The following is a 19664-nucleotide window of genomic DNA, read 5'->3' as shown; positions in this document are numbered from 1 at the left end:
GCGCCGGCGGTTTATCAGGCAAAAAAGAGGTGGAGTCGGCCTGTAAGCCGGGTTCTGTACGTCTTGCGACGCGACAGTCATTCCTCTCGGCCAGGCGTCGCCGCCTGGCTCCAGCAACCTACCCGGGAACAACGCGGGCCGCGTTATCGTTCCCCTATTTGGTCTTGCTCCGAGTGGGGTTTACCGTGCCGTACGACGTTGGCCCCGTACGCGGTGCGCTCTTACCGCACCCTTTCACCCTTACCTGTGCCCGAGCTACCCGAAAGTAGCCATGGCCATCGGCGGTCTGCTCTCTGTTGCACTGGCCGTCGGCTCACGCCGCCCAGGAGTTACCTGGCACTCTGCCCTGCGGAGCCCGGACTTTCCTCGATGCGCTTGCGCGCGACGCGACTGTCCGGCCGACTCCATGAGGAAGTGTAGCGCGAAGCGCTATCAATACTTCCCTCTCCCCCTGGGAGAGGGTGCCCGCAGGGCAGGAGAGGGTGCGCAGGTAGCCGCGCGCCTTCAACAGGAAACCGCAAAGCGTCGCGGCTGAAGCCGCTCCTACAACAGCTGGTGACTACCCCTCATACAACAGCTTCCGCGCCGCCCCGCTGATCGCCGCCGCCAGCTTCGCCGCCTTGGCCGGCGGCAGCTCCTCGCGCAGGATCGCGAAAATGCGCCGGCCTTCGGCCAACTTCGCGTCAGCCTCCTCGCCGCGGCCGGCCACCACGATCACATGCTCGCCGCGTTGCTGGTCGGGGTCGGCGACGACGTGCGCGGCCAGCTCCGCCAGCGGCTCGCCCAGCACGGTCTCGAACATCTTGGTCAGTTCGCGCGCCAGCACCGCCTCGCGCTCGGCACCGAACACGTCGCGCATGTCGGCCAGGCTCTCGGCCACGCGGTGTGACGACTCGTAGAAGATCAGCGTGCGCGTCTCGCTCGCCAGCTCCTGCAGACGACTGCGCCGTGCGGCGGCTTTCGATGGCAGGAAACCCTCGAACACGAACCGGTCACTGGGCAGGCCAGCCACCGACAACGCCGCGATGGCCGCGCAGGCGCCCGGCACCGGAATGCAGCGGATGCCGGCCGCCCGTGCCGCGCGCACCAGCCGGAACCCGGGGTCACTGATCAACGGCGTGCCCGCATCGGAAATCAGCGCGACGGATTCGCCGCCCTGCAGCCGCCGCACGATCGCATCCACCACCTCGCGCTCGTTGTGCTCGTGCAAGGCCACCAGTGGCGTCGCCACATTGTGGTGTTGCAGCAGCGGCCGGCTGTGGCGGGTGTCTTCGGCCGCGATCACCGCCACCGCGCGCAAGGTCTCGATCGCACGGGCGGACAAATCATCGCGATGGCCGATCGGGGTGGCCACCACCCACAGGCATGCGGGTTGAATTGCTGACATCGGGGAAGCTCCTGCGCCGTGGGTCGCGCGAATACGATCGGCTATGATCGCGCATTGCCGACCATGACGAACAAGGGACCTCCCATGCACCTCATGCGCCCGATTCGCGCCGCCGGATTCTGCCTGCTGGCGGCGCTGGCCTTGAGCGCCTGCGTACCCGGCAACGTGCAGCGCACGCCGGAGGAAACCGCCGCGGCGCAAAGCGCCAATGCGCTGGCCCAGCGCGGGCAGTTCGATCAGGCCGCACAGGCCTATCTCGCGCTGGCCGCGCAATCACCGGGGCGCGCCGATGAATACCGCCTGCTGGCCGCCGAAGCCTGGCGCCAGGACGGCCACATCGCGCAGGCCGCCCCCACCATGGCGGCCATCAACCGGCGGCGTTTGCGCGGTGACGAACCGTTTCGCCTGGACCTGTTGCAGGCCGAGCTGGCGCTGGAACGCAACGATGCGGCAACCGCATTGCAGATCACCCTGCACCCGAGCATGGGCGCGCCCGATGCCTACCTGACGCGGCTGCTGGAACTGCGCGCGCGCGCCATGGCCGCCAGCGGCGATCGCTGGGGCAGTGCGCGTACGCGGGTGGGGATGGATACGCGGCTGACCGGCCTCGACCAGAGCCAGAACCGCCAGCAGATCCTCGACCTGCTCACCCAGCTCGGCGTGGGGCCGCTGCAGCGACGCGCGTCCGCAATGCAGCCGGGCAGCCGCATGCTGCCGTGGGTCAATGAAGCGCTGAGCCAGCTCGGCGTGGCCGTGGCCCGTCCGCAGCCAACCCTGCAACAGCCGGTCGGCACCTTGTTGCCGGGGGCCGATGCCAACGTTCGCGAAGGCTACAAAGTCCCCGCGCACCTGGCCTTGCTGCTGCCCGCCAACGGCAACTACGCGGCGGCCAGCAGCGCCATCCGCCAGGGTTTTTTCGCGGCCTACCTCGACGCAGCGCGCAACCATGCACCACGACCCAGCGTGCGGGTCTATGACAGTCTGGGCAGCCCCGACGGCGCCGTGAAAGCCTACCGACAGGCCGTCAGCGATGGCGCACAGCTGGTCGTGGGCCCGCTGACACGCACGGAAGTGGCGGCCGTATTCGCCCAATCGCCGCTGCCGGTGCCGCTGCTGGCGCTGAACCACCCCGACGACAAACAGCTGCCTGCCGGCGACGTCAGCGAATTCGGCCTGCTGCCGGAAACCGAAGGCGCGCAAGCGGCCGACCACATGGTCGAACGCGGCATCCACCATGCCTATGTGCTGACCTCCGACGACGACTTTGCCCAGCGCGCGGCCAGCGCGTTCAAGGCCGAGATGGAATCCCACGGCGGCGACGTATCCGGCCGCACCATCCTGCCCAACGGCTCGGTGACCTATACCGATGCCATCGCCAGCCTCAAGATTCCGGGCGCCGGCACGCCAGCGACTCCTGTCGCAAACCCGGCCACCACTGACGACACCACCATCACCACCGTGCCGGCGCCTGTCAGCGACACCGGCATCTTCATCAGCATGCGGCCTGCCCAGGCACGCCTGCTGGTGCCGCAGTTGAAGATCGCCAACGTCACCCTGCCGATCTTCGCCACCTCGCACGTCTACGCCGGCGTGGACGACACCAGCGCCAATGGCGATCTGGACGGCGTGGAATTCTGCGACGCGCCGTGGCTGTTCGATGCCCAATCCGGCCTGCCGCGCCACGACGATGTGGCCAACCTCCTGCCCACCGCCCGCGGCGGCGCCGCGCGGCTGTTTGCGTTCGGCATGGACGCATGGAATCTGGTGCCGTACCTCGACTGGCTGCGCGACCACCCCGGCAGCTACCTGCCCGGCGCCAGCGGCCAGCTCACCGCCGACCAGTTCGGTCGCGTGCGGCGCGTGCTGATCTGGGCAAGATTCCAGGGCGGCCTGGCCCGGCCGCTGGGCGGCAGCCTGCAGATGGACGAGGTACCGGTCACCGTGCCGCCCGTCGGCGACACACCCGCACCCACCACCAGCACGTCCGCGCCAGCCAGCCAGCCCGTCAACTACTGATGCGCGCCGCCGGCGACGTCTTCGAGCGACGCGCCCGCGCCGAACTCGAACGGGCCGGCCTCAGCTGCCTCGCGCAGAACTTCACCACCCGCCACGGCGAGCTCGACCTGGTGATGCGCGACCGCCACACCATCGTCTTCGTCGAAGTGCGCTACCGCAAAAGCGCCACTCATGGCGATGCCGCGGCGTCGGTCACGCCGACCAAGCAGGCGAAGCTGATTCTCGCCGCACAGCAGTGGCTGGCCGCGCATCCGCAACACGCGAAGCTGCCGTGCCGGTTTGATGTGATGAGTTATGACGGCCCGGCCGGGGCAATATCGCAACAGTGGTTGCGCGGCGCGTTCGAAGCGGCCTGATCTATCCCTGCCGGCATCCGCCGACTTCCTCGCCCGCTCCGGGCCGCCCGTCCGTAGGAATAGGACTACGTCCTTCGGCGCATTTCTATGACTACCCCTACGCAAAACGCTTACTTGGCCGTCTAGACGTCTGTTCTATATTCACGGCTCCAAAACCGAGGCACGTTCAGCGGCTTTGTCGCCGATACACACGACGAAGTTTCCGCCGACCGGGGGCTTGCACGAACGTGCCCGACTCAACATGCAATTCGTGGCGCAGCTAGGGACCGGCTGTCGCAACGGTGAATCGGATTCGGGAAGGCCTTTCCCGGACAGGGGGATCGAATGGAATCGACGTGCGGGAGCTTGTTCTCCACCACCATCATGGCGAATCGGGAAGTAGCGACCGATGGCATCGGCCGAACCCGTCGCACCTCCCTTCCTTGCAGCTTCATCTTCAGGACCGGCCTGATCATCGCGGCTGGCGCCCTGGCCGCGTGCGGAACACCTCCCACCAAGAACTTCGGTGGACGCTGGAAGGCCGTCAATCATTTTCAGGCACAACCCACCGAAATTCCGCTGGTAGCGGACTACACCTACTACGCGGCACCGATGGATGGGACGCTCAAGACCATGCTGGTGCGTTGGGCAAACGACTCCGGGCGCGAGCTGTCGTATCAGCTTCCCTTTGACGTCACCCTCTACACGCCGGTATCGAGTATTCACACCACCAGCATCGACAGTGCCGCGCAGCAGCTGACACAGATCTACACCGCGCAACACGTGCACGTTTCCGCAACCGATCAAAAAATACTGGTGCTCGCTTCCGACGCCGCCAGCCGTGGCGGCCCTCATCCGAAGATCGCTTCAACGGCACCCACTCCGGCCGAACACGCGGGTGCCAAGTGATGCCGAACAAGAAGCCTTCCTCCGGCCGGAAAGTCGACGAAGCGGTTTCCAGGTCGGTCAATTTCGAGCTGACCCTTGCCGACATCGCCCGGCGCAGTGAACGACGAGCGTGGTACGTGGCGTTCGCTGCCATGGCGATGGCACTGATTCTTGCCGGCGGCTATTTCTACATGCTGCCGTTGAAGCAGAAAGTCCCTTATCTCGTCATGGCGGATGCCTATACCGGCACCGCCACCGTCGCCCGCCTCGATGGCGATTTCGCCATGCGCGGCATCACCACACGTGAGGCCGTCAACCGCAGCAACGTCGCCCACTTCGTGCTGGCCAGGGAGTCCTACGACCAGGCTCTGGTGAACCTGCGCGACTGGAAAACCGTGCAGACGATGGCGTCCGGCGGAGTCAAGGCCGAATACATGGCGATGTTCTCGTCGACCAACCCGGACAGCTGGGTCAAGCAGTACGGGCCGTATCAATCCATCCGCATCAAGTTGCTCAGTATCCAGCTGGTGGGTGGCGGTCGTGGCAAGACGCCCCGGGGCGCGACCGTGAGGTTCCAGCGCAGCCTTTTCAACAAATCGAGCGGGGCGACCCGGGCGATCGACAACAAGATCGCCACCATCGAATTCACGTACAAGCAGAACCTCGAAATGGACGACCAGAACCGCATCGAAAACCCGCTGGGATTCTGGGTCACCAGCTATCGCGTGGACGATGACTACGCCACCGCGCCACCGGCGGAGATTCCCGGGCCGCCCATCGCATCAACAGCTGGCGCGCAAACCGACATCGCCCCTGTGGCGCCGGCGGCTACCGCCGTCACCCTGCCAGGGCCGGCGATGGCCACTGACTCCGCCACGGGAGCATCACGCCAATGAATCGATCGGTCCTCTGGCGTCTTGGAGCCATCCTGTGCATCGCCGCCACCGCCGCGCCTTCAGCGGCAACGGCACAGGTGCTGACGCGTTATCAATTCAAGCCGGACAGCATCTACCCGGTGAACACCGGCCTGGGCATCACCACCCAGATCGAGCTCAGCCCCAATGAAAAAGTGCTCGACTACAGCACGGGTTTCAGCGGCGGCTGGGACCTCACCCGCCGCGAAAACGTGTTCTATCTGAAACCCAGAAACGTGGACGTGGACACCAACATGATGGTGCGTACCGCCACGCACTCGTACATCTTCGAACTGAAGGTGGTGGCCACGGACTGGAAAACATTGGCGCAGGCCCGCCGCGACGGCGTGCAGTACAAGATCGCCTTCAGCTACCCGGCCGACACCAGCTTCGCCAATCAGAAGAAAAAGCAGCTGCAGGCGACGGCGCAGAACAGCGCCCTGTTGCCCGACCGCAGCTACAACTTCAATTACGACTACGCCACCAAGAGCAAAGCGGCCCCATGGCTGATCCCCGCCAACGTTTATGACGATGGCCGCTTTACGTACATCCGGATGAGTGACCTGAAGGCCTTTCCCACCGGCGACTTCCCTGCCGTCTACATGCGCGAGCAGGAGAAGAGTGAGGACTCGCTGGTGAACACCACGGTGGAGGGCAACACCATCGTCGTCCACGGCACCTACAACTATCTCGTCATCCGCCACGGCAGCGACGTGGTTGGCCTGCGCAGGAATACCAGAAAGTGAATACTCCCCCGTATCCCGACGGCGAGCGCATGGGCAACGACGCGGCGGCTCCAGCCAACCCCTACGCCAACCAGTACCAGCGCAGCGCCGAACCCGACCTGGACGCCAGCGCCCCCTCGCTGCAGAGCAGCGAACTGAGACAGATGAACCGCCGCGCACTATTCCTGCTTGGCGCGGTGGTGCTGCTGCTGTTGTTCCTGGCGTACTGGATGGTCAGCGGCGTCGGCAAGAAGGATGAACGTGCCAAGCCGCGCGAGGAAAAGGTGACGGTGGCGGACGCCCCCACATCGATGGCCTTGCCGCCACTGCCTCCCGCCGCAGCGCCAGCGGCGCCAACACCGCAGCCGGCTCCTCAATCCATCCCGCTGTTGCCTACCTCGACAGCCATGTCGGCGAGGCCGATGCCGGCGGCGCCCAGTGGCCCCACCTTGTTGCAGCGGCGCATCGCCGCCAGCAGCATCGATACCGGCGGTGGCGAACCGTCCAATCCACTCACGGCAGCGGGGATCGTCGGAAAGAAGCTGCCTGGCGATGTTGATTCAAAACCCACCAGCGCCCAATCGCTGCCGCACCCCGACACGCTGATGCAACGCGGAACCTACATCCGCTGTGTGCTGGAGACGCGCATCGTTTCGGATATCCCCGGTTTCAGCACCTGCCTGGTCACCGAGCCCGTCTATTCCTTCAACGGCCATACCTTGCTGCTACCCAAGGGCTCGAAGTTGTTGGGCAGTTACAGCGGCGGCCCCACGGGCGATCGCGAAGCCGTGATCTGGGATCGCATCATCACCCCCACCGGCATCGACGTGAACATGTCCAGCCCCGGCATCGACAACCTCGGCGGTGCAGGCCTGCCCGGCTATTACGACGCCCACTGGGGCAAGCGCATCGGATCGGCCTTGCTGATCAGCCTGCTCAGCGACGCCTTCAAGTACGAGGCCGCCGAACACGGGCCGCGCAACACCACCATCAGCAATGGCCTGGTGACCCAGACCCCGTTCGAAAGCAACACCGCCCAAACCATCCAGAACCTGGCCAATCAGGCCGTGCGCGAGGCCGCCAACCGGCCGCCGACCGTCACCATCAACCAAGGCACGGTCATCTACGTCTACGTGACCAAGGATGTGGATTTCAGCGGCGTGGTCGCCCGCTCCTGACGCCATCGTCAATCAACGGAATGACAGAAAGCACGTAATGGAAGACGTCACCACCCACATCTCGCATGACTTTCTCGACTACCAGTACGAGGTGCTGGGCGTGCGCGAATACATGGCATCTGCCGACGTCACCGAGATCTGCATCAACCGCCCGGGCGAGCTCTATCTGGAGAGCCGCGGCAACTGGCAGCGGGTGGAAGTACCCACGCTCACCTTCGAGCGGGCGCGGCAGTTCTGCACGGCAGTGATCAACGAAAGCAACACCGGCCAGCGCATCACTGACGTGGATCCGGTGGTGTCGCTGACCTTTCCCACCGGCCAGCGCGCCCAGTTCGTGATTCCACCGGCCTGCGAAGCGGGCTTCGTCTCGATCACCATCCGGCTACCGTCCAAACAGCTCAAGACGTTGCAACAGTACGAAAGCGACGGCTTTTTCGACCAGATCGTGGAAATAGGTCACGGCCTCAGCGAGTTGGACACCCAGCTCCTGGAGCTTCGCGCCGCCCGCCGCTACGCGGACTTCTTTCGCCAGGCCGTGCTGGGCAAGAAAAACATTGTGGTTTCCGGCGCCACCGGCAGCGGCAAGACCACCTTCATGAAGTCACTGGTCAACCATATTCCCGCCGATGAACGTCTGGTCACCATCGAGGACGCGCGCGAGCTTTTCATCGACCAGCCAAACGTGGTGCACCTGCTTTATTCCAAGGGTGGGCAGAGCGCCAGCAACGTTACCGCCAAAAGCTGCATGGAAGCCTGCCTGCGGATGAAACCCGACCGCATCATCCTGGCGGAGCTGCGCGGTGACGAGTCGTTCTACTTCATCCGCAACTGCGCCTCGGGCCACCCCGGCTCTATCACCAGTTGCCACGCCGGCAGCACCAAGCAGACCTGGGACCAGCTCGCGCTGATGGTCAAGGCCTCGGCCGAGGGCGCCGGGCTGGAATTCAACACCATCAAGCGTTTGCTGATGATGACCATCGACATCGTGGTGCACATCAAGGCGCACGGCGGGCGCCGCTGCATCACCGGCATCGACTTCAACCCGCAGCGCGCTCACGAGGAGCACTGAATGCTGCCCGGGATGGAAATGCTGGCCTGCCCCAACCTCGCAGTCTCGCCCGAGGTGATGCAGCACATCGTGCATGTCGAATCCAGCGCCAACCCCTACGCCATCGGCGTGGTCGGCGGCCAGTTGGAGCACCAGCCCGGCAGCCTGCCCGAGGCGTTGGCGACCGTCCGGATGCTGGACGCCAAGGGTTACAACTTTTCCCTGGGTCTTGCCCAGGTGAATCGCGCCAACTTTGATCGTTACGGGCTCGATTCCTACACGAAGGCCTTCGACGCCTGCGCCAATCTTTCGGCCGGCGCACGGATTCTGGCGGACTGCCATACCCGCGCGCACGGCGATTGGCCCAAAGCCTTCAGTTGCTATTACTCGGGCAATTTCACCACGGGTTTCCGCGACGGCTACGTACAAAAGATCTACGCGTCGATCGACCACCAGGCCGGCAAACCGGTGAACCCGGCCGGTGCCGCACCGGCACCCGTCGGAACCACTGCGCGGCGCGCGCCACCAGCGGCCACACCGATGAATGTGGTGACAAGCCGCCATGTCGATCTCAAACCCGTCACCGTCTATGCCCCTCGCGGAGCCAACTATCGCGTGACTCTACGCAGCATGGCGATCGACGCCACCGCTGCAGCAACGGTGCCTGCGACCGCGGCGATGGCCGACGCCCCCTCACCAACGCGGACGCCAACGTCAGATGGCGGCAGGACTGCGTTGCTGGCATCCCGCCAGTCGAACGTGCCTGGAAAGCCGACTTTCCCTCAACGGCAGGGCGCGGCCGACGGCAGCTCACCCGATGACGCCGTGTTCGTACCCGAAGTGCGCGGACCTGATGATTTGCCTGGCATCTCCGCCCCCGCTCGAACCCGGATCACGGCACAAACAGGGCGCTCCAAACCCGGCGTAGATCCCGCCAACCCACGCCAGGAGCAGCGCGATGCCGCTTTTGTCTTCTGACGGGACCAGACCCAGTCCATCCCATCACATTCTTTCCAACCAGCGTGCACCTCGGTTCGCGTTGTCCTGGCCTCACGGCCGTCCACGCGTCACGGGGCAACCCGGGACTTCAATCATCAAGAAAAGGAAAACTTAGATGGCCATCCAATCACTCAACGAAAGCATTCTCCACTCGCAGCGCACGCGTCTTTTCATGGTCATGTGCATCATGGCCCTTATCGTGATGCCCGGTCTGGCGCTTGCACAGGACGCAGGCGCAACCATCGATACAACCTGCAACTTCGCCTCGAACATCCAGAAAATCCTCAATGCGCTGTCCATCGTCGTCGTCACCATCGCCGTGATTTTTTCCGGCTATCAGATTGCCTTCGCGCACAAGCGCATCGGTGATGTCGCACCCGTCATGATCGGTGCCGTGCTGATCGGCGCCGCCGGACAGATTGCCAAGATGTTCCTGGGTACCAGCGCGGGAGCTGACGCCTGCAAACCGACGGCGGACCTGCTCACGCACATCCTCACCAACTATGTATAAAAACCCGCTATTTCGCGGCTGCACCCGCCCGCCAATGTTCATGGGCGTGCCATATGTGCCCTTTTTCATGGGGGCGGGCGGGTGTTTTCTGCTGGCGGTCTACACCAACATCTTCTATTTGCTGCTGCTGCCGGTGGTGATCTTCATCATGCGGCAAATGGCACGCCGCGATGAAATGATCTTCCGGTTGCTTGGCTTGCGCTTGCAGTTCCGCACGCGGGTAAGAAACCTGGGGGACAACGATGGCATGTGGGTATTCACCCCCAACAACCATCGCGGCCAAGGCAAGGACAAACCGTAGTTATCCCAGATGGCCTGGCCTTCAACACCAGGCATCACCCCGGACCGGATCATGGCCAAACCAAGCTTTACACCCGACACCCCCATCGCGGAATTCCTGCCGTTGTCGACGCACGTCTCACCCACGGTGCTGAAGACGACCGGCGGGGATTTCCTGCTGGTGTGGCGCCTCGGCGGGCTGCCGTTCGTGGGGCGCGAAGAATGGGAGATCGAGCACCGCCACAACGGCTTCAACCGCCTCTTGCAGACATTACGGGCGCCGGATTTCGTCAACGTGGCGTTCTGGGTGCACGACGTACGTCGCCGTCGCCGCTTGAAGGATCACAGCCGCTTCCGCCAGAGCTTCAACCAGCAGATGTCCGATGCCTATTACGAGGCCTTGTCGACGCAAAAGCTGATGCAGAACGAGTTGTACCTGACCATGCTGTACCGGCCCATCGTCAGCGGCAAACGCTTCGCGGAAAAATCCAGCGATATCGGACGCCTGGAGTCGCAGCAGCTCGACGCCGTAAACACCATGCTGGAGCTGGCCGGCAACGTGGAAGCCGTGCTCAAGGACTACGCACCCTACCGCCTCGGCATGTACGAGGCGAGCAATGGCGTGGTGTTCTCCGAAGCGCTGGAGTTCTACGGCTATCTGCTCAATCGGATCGACGAGCCGGTGCCGGTACTTGACGCACCTGTCTACAACTACCTTGCCGTGAGCAAGCAGCGCTTCTCGGCCAAGACCGGCGATTTCGTCATCACCACGCCGGAAGGCAAGAATCACTTCGGTGCCATCCTCAACATCAAGGAATACACCGACAGCACCTACCCGGGCATTCTCAACGGGCTGAAGTATCTGGATTTCGAGTACGTCATCACCCATTCCTTCAGCCCCATGGGTCGGCAGGACGCGCTCAAGGCGTTGGATCGCACCAAGGGCATGATGGTGTCCTCCGGTGACAAGGCCTTCAGCCAGATCGCCGAGCTTGACCACGCCATGGATCAGTTGGCCTCAGGCAACTTCGTGCTGGGCGAGTACCACTTTTCCATGGCGATCTACGCATCAAGCCAGGAAGCGCTTTCGCAGCAGATCGCCACCACCCGCGCGGAACTGTCCAACGCCGGCTTCGTCACGGTGAAGGAAGACCTGGCCGTCACCGCGGCGTTCTACGCGCAGTTTCCGGGCAACTGGAAATATCGCACCCGGCTGGCCAACGTCAGCTCGCTCAACTTCCTGGGTCTGTCGCCCATGCACAACTTCGCCACGGGCAAGAAGGAAAACAATCCCTGGGGCAACTGCGTCACCACCCTGCAGACCACCAACGGCCAGGCCTACCACTTCAACTTCCACGCCACCCACCCCGCGGAAAACTCGCTGGGGGAAAAGGCCATCGCCAACACCATGGTCATCGGCAAGTCCGGTACCGGCAAAACCGCACTGATCAACTTCCTGCTGAGCCAGGTGCAAAAGCTCGAGCCGTCACCCACCATCTTCTTCTTCGACAAGGACCGCGGCGCGGAGATCTTCGTGCGCGCTTGCGGCGGCAACTACCTTGCGCTGGAAAACGGCAAGCCCACCGGGTTCAACCCGTTCCAGTGCGAACACACCGAAGCCAACGTGCAGTTTCTGGCCGAGCTGGTGAAGGTGATGGTGGGCAAGAGCGTCTACAGCTCGCGCGAGGAAGAGGACATCTTCCGCGCCGTCGAAAGCATCCTCGACACCCCGATGCATCTACGCACCATGACCAACTTCCAGAAAAGCCTGCCCAACATGGGTGATGACGGCCTTTTCATCCGCATGCGCAAGTGGACGGCTGGCAATTCGCTGGGTTGGGTTTTCGACAACCCCATCGACACCATCGACCTGGAAAAGGCCAACATCATCGGCTTCGACTACACCGAGCTGATCGACAACCCCGAAGCGCGCGTACCCGTCATCAACTACCTGCTGCACAAGCTGGAAGCGCTCATCGACGGTCGCCCGCTCATCTACGTGATGGATGAGTTCTGGAAGATTCTCGATGGCAAGGGCGGCCTCAAGGACTTCGCCAAGAACAAGCAGAAAACCATCCGCAAACAGAACGGCCTGGGCATCTTCGCCACCCAGAGCCCCGAAGACGCGCTCGCCAGCGACATCGCGGCCGCCCTGATCGAACAGACGGCCACCATGATCCTGCTACCCAACCCCAACGCGAGTCGCGATGACTACGTGGGTGGGCTGAAGCTGACAGACGCCGAGTACCAGGTTGTCGTAAGTTTGGATGAACGCTCGCGTTGCTTCCTGGTCAAGCAGGGCCACGCCAGCGCCGTCTGCCAACTCAACCTGCGCGGCATGGACGACGCCTTGGCCGTGATCTCGGCCTCCACCGACAACATCGAGATCATGCACGAGGTGCTTGCAGAACGCGCAGAAGCCGAAGGCCTACCTGTCGAGGGGCTTCTTCCCGAGCAGTGGCTGAGTCGGTTCTATGAAACCCGCAAGGGAAGCGGTAAATCCAAGCCCAGGCCGTCTGACCCGCAGTCCGCCACCCGAGCCGCAAGCGCGGTCGTACGTTAGGCCGTCGCCAACGGCAACACGAGAGGAATGCATCATGACCAACTCAAGCACTCATACGACGCCTTCCAGCTTGAGGATCAACCATATCTGTCTGGTCACGTTGTCTGTGGTTCTACTCGTCGGCCTCTTCGCTGGAACCGCTCATGCCCAACAAGCAGTCGCGGTGACAGACCGCACGGTCGAAAACAACACCAGTGACATCAAAAAGAATACCGGTGACATCAGAACAAACACTGGCGATATCAAAAAGAACACCAACAACATCAGCAAGCAGATTGGCGGTAGCACCTCTGGTGGCTCCGACACAACCAATGGGCACCTGAAAAATATCGATACCTTAGGCGCTGCTCCCTCCAACGCGCTCAGCACCGTTGCCAAACCCGACGTCGATTTGGACACCATTACTCAAGGTACAGATGCCGGTTCGTGCGGTGGGCGTGCCACGGCGCAACAACAGAACTGCAAGGACATTCTCAGTACCAAGAACGCACAATTCACGTACATGAAAGCCATGTACGACATGGCGATCGAGCGGCAAACCACCTTGAACGATCTGCAAAGCGCGCGCCGCAATCTAGGCACGGAAGACTTCGGAAAACTGCAGGACAACACCAATCAGATCCTCACCCTTATTGCGCAAATACAGATCGATCACCAGAAAATGGAGTCCGTCAACAACGCCTACGCAGCACGCCTGACATACCTTCAGAACCAACAGACTCAGTTGGCAAAGTCGGCAACCGCACCCAGCTCGGCCACCATCATCAGCAATGTTGCTTCGCAAGCAATCGCTGGCATCGTCCTGAAAGGTGCATTGGACATCCAATCATCGGACGACACCAAGCCCTTGAGCATCGAGAATTCAAATGGCTGGTAGGAGACGCGTCGCGTCCAGTATTGCTTACATTGCAAATAAGCGAACGATCCGACGCATGGTCCACGCCTACCATTGTTCCGCCAGAAATACGCTCGGCAAGGAAGCCTGACCCATGGGATCGTTCGTTTTTTTCACCATCATAAACGAGTGGTTGAGCAACGAGATCTACAGCTTCCAGGGTGGGCTGTTGACGCGCATGACACTGCTCATCAGCGGCATCGCGTTGGTTGTTCTGACGATCTGGATCATGGTCCACGGCTATCGCGCCGTCACGGGTCAGTCACAGCAGCCAATGATGGTTCTGGTCGGCGATTCGTTGCGTGCAGTGGTAGTCGTGATGGCGGCCACCTCAATGGGCGTGGCTGGTTCACAGCTGTACTGGACACTGACTGACGGTACTTCCACCGCAATCGTGCAGGTGGTTACCGGCAACAACAGCGGGCCATTCCAGAAGATTGACGACAACCTTGCCGCAATGCAGATAGCCATGTCCACTATCGACACCATTGACGACGGCGGTAACAGCAATATCGCCAATGACCTCGCCCGTGACAAATGGATGTCTGGCATTGGCATCGCCGGTCCAGCTGTGGTTGCTGGCTCCCTATTGTTGCTTAACAAGATCGCGTTGGCGCTGTTCATCGGATTCGGCCCGCTGTTCATTTTGTGTCTACTTTTCAAACAGACCGCATCACTTTTCCAGAAATGGTTGATGTACGGAGTCGGCACGGTGTTTTCGCTGGCCGTCTTAAGCATCATGATTACCATCTCCATGAAAATGTTGGGGGCCATTACCGTCGCCTATATCGGCCAGTACGTCGCGTCGATGGCTTCCCACGGCATCACGGGTGGCGCAATAGATCTGTCTACCGACGGCCTCAACTCCATGGCGCTGCAACAGGGGGGCATCGGCCTGATCCTCACCACTTTGATCATCTCCGCACCGCCCATGGCCGCGGCGTTTTTCCAGGGAACCTTGGGGCAGTTCCAGTCGTATAGCCCATTCGGCCGCACCGGTGAGGGTCCTGCAGCTTGGCGGCAGCAGACTGCACTGGGGCATCATCCCGGTAGTGGCATGTCACCGACATCTAATCAGGATAACGGTCACGCTCGGCCCGGCCAGGCTGCATGGGGTACCCAAGAAACCGGGCGCGGCCACCGGCCAACCAGCAACGCTCAAGCCGTAGGCACTTATGGCTTGGCAAACGGATCGGGTGCCATGGGACCGGGCTCATGAAAATTTTCCTTGCAATGATCTCCCTGATCGCCGTTTTCTACGTGCCTGTGGTCCTGGGGCAATGCGCCACAGGCGTGAACACGGGCGGTCAATGCATTCCACCGGATGCCTTGGGGCCATACAACGGCTCACCTCGATATCGTCAACCGCAAGAACCTATGATCATTTGGGCAGATCGGTGGGGAGCGATCGCCGAAGACCCTCAAATTCTCGGCGCGATCGGGACAGTTGTTGGAAAGAAAAGCAAATCAAAGGCCAAGAAAGATGCGCTGGCCATTTGTGCCCTGCATAACGGAAGAAATTGCAAGATTATGTTGGCTTACTACAACCAGTGCGCGGCCGTCGCAGTGGATGATAGGGGCTTGGCTGTACGCGCCCACGCCTCTACGAGAGAGGAGGCGGAAAACTTGGCACTGACCGGCTTTGATCCGGGCGACAGTAGCACTCTCGTTTACAGCGCCTGCAGCCTGCCTGAGCGAATTCAGTAGCACCTGTCAATGAAATACCTTCTTACCGCTCGTTTTACGCAGGGGAGCCCGGCGTAGAAGCGCCGCTCGTCAACAAAAGCACCGGCTTCTGCGTCGGTAGATCAAGCACCTGAAAAAATCCGTTGCAAGGGAATTCAACCGGAGAACCGTCATGAAACTGCGCGCTCTTTTTGCCACCGCTGCCATCGGCGCCTTTGCCAGCCTCACAACCACTCCCGTCTACGCTCAGGACGCCTGCGCAAGCTTTCTCTGCATGGCCGGCAAGACCCAGGGCAAGAACAACGTCCCGGGCTGCGCCTCCCCAGTTCAAGCTTTCTTTTCTCCCAATCTATATATTTACGATGAAGAGAGCATCGATTGGCCTGCCACTTCTGCCAATCGAGCTTTGTTCCTTGCTCAATGTCCCGGCAGCCAAGGTCAGAACTCCGGCGTCCTGACCACAATCATCAGCGAGTACGGCATGGAGGCCTCAGGCTAACTCGGCCTGACGGCAACGCGCTGGCACGGATCATCGACAAGAGCCTCGCCCGCATCTCAAGGGCCTTGGCTACCTTCGGCACGTACAGATCCGACGAGTGCTGTCGAAAGTACCGCCCGCGACGTGCATGGCCAGTTACCTGCCGCTGTCGGCATCATTTCGCTCTCCGTCGCGTGTGATGGCGCTAGGGAAACGGGGGTTGCAATAGGTTCAGCGTTAAACTTGGCAGATGCCGCTCCCGCCCGCTCTGCTCGACAGCCTTCGCTCCACCTTCCCCGCCGATGCGTTCGCCATCGGCGAAGCCGAGCGCATTGCCTATTCCTACGACAACTCGCGCCGGCATGCCTTGCCGGATGCGGTGGTGTTTCCGACGGAGCACGCGCAGGTGGAGGCGCTGGTGCGGGCGTGTCGGGAGCATGGCGTGCCAGTGATCGCGCGGGGCCGCGGCACCAACACTACCGGGGCCACGGTGCCGGTGGCCGGTGGCGTGGTGGTGAGCTTCGAGCGGATGAACCGGATTGTGCGCATTGATCCGGACAACCGCCTCGCGGTGGTGGAGCCGGGGGTGCTGAACGCGGATTTGCAGAAGGCGCTGGCGCCGCACGGTTTCTTCTGGCCACCGGACCCGAGCTCGGCGCCATGGTGCAGCGTGGGTGGCAACCTGGCGTGCAACTCGGCGGGGCCGCGCGCGGTGAAGTACGGCACGCCGCGCGAGAACACGCTGGGCTTGCGTGCGGTGGCGGGCAGTGGCGAGGGTTTTCGTTGCGGCACTTACACCAGCAAGGGCGCGACGGGTTACGACCTGACCCGGTTGCTGATCGGCTCGGAGGGTACGCTGGCGCTGATCACCGAGGCCACGTTGAAGCTCACGCCGAAACCCTCTGCGGTGCGCACGTTGCGCGCAACTTATCGCGATGTGAGCAGCGCGGCGCGGGCGGTGGCGCGGATCATGGCGCAGCCGGTGACGCCGTGCGCGCTGGAGTTCATCGACGACGTGGCGTTGAAACTGGCGCATGCGCATGGCGGCGACAGTGTGCCGCTGGCCGGTGCGATGCTGATGATCGAGGTGGATGGCGAACCGGCCACGCTGGACAGCGCCGTCGATGCGGTGGCTGCGGCCGCGCGAGGCGACGGGCTGGAGGAGTTGCGAGTGGCGCAGAGCGCCGACGAGACGCGCGCGCTGTGGGCCGCACGCAAGGCGCTGTCGCCGGCGCAGCGCACGATCTCGCCCAACAAGATCAACGAGGACGTGGTGGTACCGGTCAGCCATCTGCCTGCGCTGGTCGACGGGATCAAACGGTTTGCGGCGAAGCACGATGTATTGATCGTGACGTTTGGCCACGCGGGCAACGGCAACCTGCACGTGAACCTGTTGCCGCGCGACGACGCCGAGCGCAAGCGCGCGCATGCCTGCCTGGCCGAGGTGTTTGCGCTGGTTATCGAGCTGGAGGGCACGCTGTCGGGCGAGCACGGCATCGGCCTGGCGAAGCGTGAGTTCATGCCGCTGGCGGTTCCGGCCACCACGTTGGAATTGATGCGCAACGTCAAGGCGGCGTTCGATCCCGATGGCATCCTCAACCCGGGCAAGTTGTTGCCGTGAGCACGGCGTTGCCCACGAAACTGGAGCGCCTGCTTCGCGAGATTCGCGCCTGCCAGATCTGCGCCGCGCACCTGCCGCATGGCCCGCGGCCGGTGCTGCAGGCATCGGCCACGGCGCGCTTGCTGATCGTGAGCCAGGCGCCGGGACGCAAGGTGCACCTGAGCGGCGTACCGTTCGACGACGTCAGCGGCGACCGCTTGCGCGAGTGGATGCAGATCGATCGCGACACGTTCTATGACGCCAGCCGCGTGGCGATCGTGCCGATGGGTTTCTGCTTTCCCGGCAGCGCGCATGGCGGCGATCTGCCGCCGCGGCCGGAATGCGCACCCACCTGGCATCCGCGATTGTTGCCGTTGCTCAGCCAGGTGCAACTGACCCTGGTGATCGGGCAGTACGCACAGATGGGCATGCTCGGCGTACCGCGTGGCACCCGGCTCACCGACACCGTGCAGCGCTGGCGTGACTATCTGCCGAGCGGGCGATTGCCGCTGCCGCACCCCAGTCCGCGCAACCGGCCCTGGGTGATGCACAACCTGTGGTTCGAGGCGGAGCTGCTGCCGGTATTGCGCCAGCGCGTAGCCGACGCGCTGGCTGCGCCACGCTGAAGCGGGTCTTGCATAGTTCCAGTAACTCCTCATTCCAACCGGAGCTGGAATCCAGTAGCTCTGCTTTTCAAAAGCTTGAAGGCACTGGATTCCGGCTTGCGCCGGAATGACGGGCTTTTGGCATCCCTGAAACGGTACCGCTGCGCTGCAGCGTGCCTTGCCGGTTTCGGGCCGCTTCTCTAACCTCCAAAATTTTATGGCCGTGTGCCGGATATCAGATGAGCATCAAGCTGCGCCTCGTGGCCATGAACTTCCTGCAGTTTTTCGTGTGGGGGGCGTGGCTGATCACCATCGGCGCCTATTGGTTCCAGTATCGCCATTGGTCAGGCGCGCAGTTCGGCGCGATCTTTTCCACCATGGGTATCGCCGCGCTGTTCATGCCCTCGCTGATGGGCGTGATCGCGGACAAGTGGCTCAACGCGGAGAAGCTCTACGGCCTGCTGCACATCGGCGGCGCAGTGGTGTTGTTCATGGTGCCGACGATCGACGACCCGAACACGCTGTTCTGGGTGATGTTGCTCAACATGATGTGCTACATGCCGACCCTGTCGCTGGCGATCACCGTGGCCTACAACGCGCTGAAGGAAAACGGCGCCGACGTGGTGCGCGTGTTTCCGCCGATCCGGGTGTGGGGCACGATCGGTTTCATCGCCGCGATGTGGACGGTGAGCCTGCTGCACCTGGAAACGTCCGGCGGCCAGTTCCGCGTGGCGGCCGCGGCCGCGTTGCTGCTGGGGCTTTACGCGTTCACCCTGCCGCCCTGCCCGCCGCGCCTGCGCAGCACGGCGCGGCGTTCGTGGGTGGATGTGCTGGGGCTGACCGCGTTCAGCCTGTTGCGCAACCGCAAGATGGCGGTGTTTTTTGTTTTCGCGATGCTGCTCGGTGCGGCCCTGCAGTTGACCAACGCCTACGGCGACACCTTCCTGCATGACTTCGCCAACGTGGACGCGTACCGGGGCATGCTGGCGGTGCGTTATCCGGCGATCATCATGTCGATCTCGCAGGTATCCGAAACGCTGTTCATCCTGGCGATTCCGTTCTTCCTGAAACGCTTCGGCATCAAGACGGTGATGCTGATCAGCATGGTGGCGTGGGTGCTGCGTTTCGGCCTGTTCGCCTATGGCAACCCGGGCAACGGACTGTGGATGATCGTGATGTCGTGCATCGTGTACGGCATGGCGTTCGACTTTTTCAACATCTCCGGCTCGCTGTTCGTCGAGGGGCAGAGCGACCCGTCCATCCGCGCCAGCGCGCAGGGCCTGTTCATGCTGATGACGAACGGCATCGGCGCGATCCTGGGCAGCTCGATCAGCGGCTGGATCATCGATTTGTGGTTCACCGCCGCGGACGGCGCCAAGGACTGGCGTGGCATCTGGCTGACCTTCGCGGCCTACGCGCTGGTGGTGGCGGTGCTGTTCATGATCTTTTTCAAGCACCGGCATCATCGCGAGGGCGAGGCGGTGCCGCTGACGCCGGAAGGCACGCTGCGGGTCTGAGCTGCGACCGCCGATCCAGCGCTGCCGCTACAATGGGCGG

General features: G+C 62.7%; 19 protein-coding genes and 1 other RNA gene. 18 read left to right on the top strand and 2 right to left on the bottom strand.

All coding sequences use genetic code 11. From position 1 onward, the window contains the following. Positions 1-27: 27 nt before the first annotated feature. Positions 28-406: RNase P RNA component class A (gene rnpB / locus ACFPK0_RS02530), an RNA gene on the bottom strand. Between the two features lie 153 nt (positions 407-559). After that, positions 560-1387: a 16S rRNA (cytidine(1402)-2'-O)-methyltransferase gene (gene rsmI, locus ACFPK0_RS02525; protein WP_056082389.1), complete on the bottom strand. Its 828-nt coding sequence runs from the start codon at positions 1385-1387 to the stop codon at positions 560-562. Positions 1388-1471: 84 nt separating this feature from the next. On the opposite strand from rsmI, the gene ACFPK0_RS02520 reads away from it, so the two are divergent. The 18 genes from ACFPK0_RS02520 (at position 1472) to ACFPK0_RS02435 (ending at position 19624) form a co-directional block, all read left to right on the top strand. Further along, positions 1472-3403 carry a penicillin-binding protein activator gene (locus tag ACFPK0_RS02520; RefSeq protein ID WP_056082392.1) on the top strand — a complete coding sequence of 644 codons (1932 nt, stop codon included), beginning with the start codon at positions 1472-1474 and terminating at the stop codon, positions 3401-3403. Next, the gene (locus ACFPK0_RS02515) at positions 3403-3759 is read left to right on the top strand and encodes a YraN family protein (protein ID WP_056082395.1); all 357 of its coding nucleotides are present in this window, start codon (positions 3403-3405) and stop codon (positions 3757-3759) included. Before ACFPK0_RS02520 ends, ACFPK0_RS02515 begins: the two co-directional genes overlap by 1 nt. Positions 3760-4104: 345 nt before the next feature. Then, entirely contained in the window at positions 4105-4647 is a 543-nt protein-coding gene (locus tag ACFPK0_RS02510; RefSeq protein WP_377338148.1) for a hypothetical protein, read from the top strand. Next, complete coding sequence (locus tag ACFPK0_RS02505) at positions 4647-5522, top strand: VirB8 family type IV secretion system protein (RefSeq protein WP_056082398.1); 876 nt, start codon at positions 4647-4649, stop codon at positions 5520-5522. The genes ACFPK0_RS02510 and ACFPK0_RS02505 overlap by 1 nt, the downstream gene beginning before the upstream one ends. After that, positions 5519-6286, top strand: coding sequence for a TrbG/VirB9 family P-type conjugative transfer protein (locus tag ACFPK0_RS02500; protein ID WP_082520206.1), 768 nt, complete (start codon positions 5519-5521; stop codon positions 6284-6286). The genes ACFPK0_RS02505 and ACFPK0_RS02500 overlap by 4 nt, the downstream gene beginning before the upstream one ends. A 29-nt stretch (positions 6287-6315) precedes the next feature. Continuing rightward, positions 6316-7443 carry a TraB/TrbI/VirB10 family type IV secretion system protein gene (locus tag ACFPK0_RS02495; protein WP_082520207.1) on the top strand — a complete coding sequence of 376 codons (1128 nt, stop codon included), beginning with the start codon at positions 6316-6318 and terminating at the stop codon, positions 7441-7443. A 37-nt stretch (positions 7444-7480) separates the two neighbouring features. Further along, the gene (gene virB11, locus ACFPK0_RS02490; protein ID WP_056082407.1) at positions 7481-8512 is read left to right on the top strand and encodes a P-type DNA transfer ATPase VirB11; all 1032 of its coding nucleotides are present in this window, start codon (positions 7481-7483) and stop codon (positions 8510-8512) included. After that, positions 8513-9469, top strand: a complete 957-nt coding sequence (locus ACFPK0_RS02485) for a lytic transglycosylase domain-containing protein (protein ID WP_377338144.1) — start codon at positions 8513-8515, stop codon at positions 9467-9469. It abuts the gene before it with no gap. 136 nt (positions 9470-9605) lie between these two features. Further along, positions 9606-10001: a TrbC/VirB2 family protein gene (locus ACFPK0_RS02480; RefSeq protein ID WP_377338142.1), complete on the top strand. Its 396-nt coding sequence runs from the start codon at positions 9606-9608 to the stop codon at positions 9999-10001. Further along, positions 9994-10302: a VirB3 family type IV secretion system protein gene (locus tag ACFPK0_RS02475; RefSeq protein ID WP_377338140.1), complete on the top strand. Its 309-nt coding sequence runs from the start codon at positions 9994-9996 to the stop codon at positions 10300-10302. The genes ACFPK0_RS02480 and ACFPK0_RS02475 overlap by 8 nt, the downstream gene beginning before the upstream one ends. A 51-nt stretch (positions 10303-10353) precedes the next feature. Further along, positions 10354-12843, top strand: coding sequence for a VirB4 family type IV secretion/conjugal transfer ATPase (locus tag ACFPK0_RS02470; RefSeq protein ID WP_377338138.1), 2490 nt, complete (start codon positions 10354-10356; stop codon positions 12841-12843). 34 nt (positions 12844-12877) lie between these two features. Further along, positions 12878-13720 carry a hypothetical protein gene (locus tag ACFPK0_RS02465; RefSeq protein ID WP_156458984.1) on the top strand — a complete coding sequence of 281 codons (843 nt, stop codon included), beginning with the start codon at positions 12878-12880 and terminating at the stop codon, positions 13718-13720. 112 nt (positions 13721-13832) lie between these two features. Further along, entirely contained in the window at positions 13833-14957 is a 1125-nt protein-coding gene (locus ACFPK0_RS02460; protein ID WP_056082424.1) for a TrbL/VirB6 family protein, read from the top strand. Further along, entirely contained in the window at positions 14954-15445 is a 492-nt protein-coding gene (locus ACFPK0_RS02455; RefSeq protein WP_162245070.1) for a DUF4189 domain-containing protein, read from the top strand. The genes ACFPK0_RS02460 and ACFPK0_RS02455 overlap by 4 nt, the downstream gene beginning before the upstream one ends. Positions 15446-15596: 151 nt before the next feature. Further along, positions 15597-15923, top strand: coding sequence for a hypothetical protein (locus ACFPK0_RS02450; RefSeq protein WP_056082427.1), 327 nt, complete (start codon positions 15597-15599; stop codon positions 15921-15923). A 229-nt stretch (positions 15924-16152) separates the two neighbouring features. Next, complete coding sequence (locus tag ACFPK0_RS02445) at positions 16153-17523, top strand: FAD-binding oxidoreductase (protein WP_377338134.1); 1371 nt, start codon at positions 16153-16155, stop codon at positions 17521-17523. Continuing rightward, positions 17520-18128: a uracil-DNA glycosylase family protein gene (locus tag ACFPK0_RS02440; RefSeq protein ID WP_377338132.1), complete on the top strand. Its 609-nt coding sequence runs from the start codon at positions 17520-17522 to the stop codon at positions 18126-18128. The genes ACFPK0_RS02445 and ACFPK0_RS02440 overlap by 4 nt, the downstream gene beginning before the upstream one ends. A 218-nt stretch (positions 18129-18346) precedes the next feature. Then, entirely contained in the window at positions 18347-19624 is a 1278-nt protein-coding gene (locus ACFPK0_RS02435) for a nucleoside permease (RefSeq protein WP_377338130.1), read from the top strand. The last annotated feature ends 40 nt before the right edge of the window (positions 19625-19664 follow it).

This window comes from Rhodanobacter ginsenosidimutans (genome assembly GCF_042655685.1).
In the GTDB taxonomy this organism is placed as follows: domain Bacteria; phylum Pseudomonadota; class Gammaproteobacteria; order Xanthomonadales; family Rhodanobacteraceae; genus Rhodanobacter; species Rhodanobacter ginsenosidimutans.
Note: the sequence above shows the minus strand (reverse complement) of the source record. Positions and strands in the feature narration are given on the sequence as shown.

Coding starts and splice junctions, on each gene's coding strand:
- rsmI (WP_056082389.1), bottom strand. CDS start 1,387: ATGTCAGCAATTCAACCCGCATGCCTGTGGGTGGTGGCCACCCCGATC.
- ACFPK0_RS02520 (WP_056082392.1), top strand. CDS start 1,472: ATGCACCTCATGCGCCCGATTCGCGCCGCCGGATTCTGCCTGCTGGCG.
- ACFPK0_RS02515 (WP_056082395.1), top strand. CDS start 3,403: ATGCGCGCCGCCGGCGACGTCTTCGAGCGACGCGCCCGCGCCGAACTC.
- ACFPK0_RS02505 (WP_056082398.1), top strand. CDS start 4,647: ATGCCGAACAAGAAGCCTTCCTCCGGCCGGAAAGTCGACGAAGCGGTT.
- ACFPK0_RS02500 (WP_082520206.1), top strand. CDS start 5,519: ATGAATCGATCGGTCCTCTGGCGTCTTGGAGCCATCCTGTGCATCGCC.
- ACFPK0_RS02495 (WP_082520207.1), top strand. CDS start 6,316: ATGGGCAACGACGCGGCGGCTCCAGCCAACCCCTACGCCAACCAGTAC.
- virB11 (WP_056082407.1), top strand. CDS start 7,481: ATGGAAGACGTCACCACCCACATCTCGCATGACTTTCTCGACTACCAG.
- ACFPK0_RS02485 (WP_377338144.1), top strand. CDS start 8,513: ATGCTGCCCGGGATGGAAATGCTGGCCTGCCCCAACCTCGCAGTCTCG.
- ACFPK0_RS02480 (WP_377338142.1), top strand. CDS start 9,606: ATGGCCATCCAATCACTCAACGAAAGCATTCTCCACTCGCAGCGCACG.
- ACFPK0_RS02475 (WP_377338140.1), top strand. CDS start 9,994: ATGTATAAAAACCCGCTATTTCGCGGCTGCACCCGCCCGCCAATGTTC.
- ACFPK0_RS02470 (WP_377338138.1), top strand. CDS start 10,354: ATGGCCAAACCAAGCTTTACACCCGACACCCCCATCGCGGAATTCCTG.
- ACFPK0_RS02465 (WP_156458984.1), top strand. CDS start 12,878: ATGACCAACTCAAGCACTCATACGACGCCTTCCAGCTTGAGGATCAAC.
- ACFPK0_RS02460 (WP_056082424.1), top strand. CDS start 13,833: ATGGGATCGTTCGTTTTTTTCACCATCATAAACGAGTGGTTGAGCAAC.
- ACFPK0_RS02455 (WP_162245070.1), top strand. CDS start 14,954: ATGAAAATTTTCCTTGCAATGATCTCCCTGATCGCCGTTTTCTACGTG.
- ACFPK0_RS02450 (WP_056082427.1), top strand. CDS start 15,597: ATGAAACTGCGCGCTCTTTTTGCCACCGCTGCCATCGGCGCCTTTGCC.
- ACFPK0_RS02445 (WP_377338134.1), top strand. CDS start 16,153: ATGCCGCTCCCGCCCGCTCTGCTCGACAGCCTTCGCTCCACCTTCCCC.
- ACFPK0_RS02435 (WP_377338130.1), top strand. CDS start 18,347: ATGAGCATCAAGCTGCGCCTCGTGGCCATGAACTTCCTGCAGTTTTTC.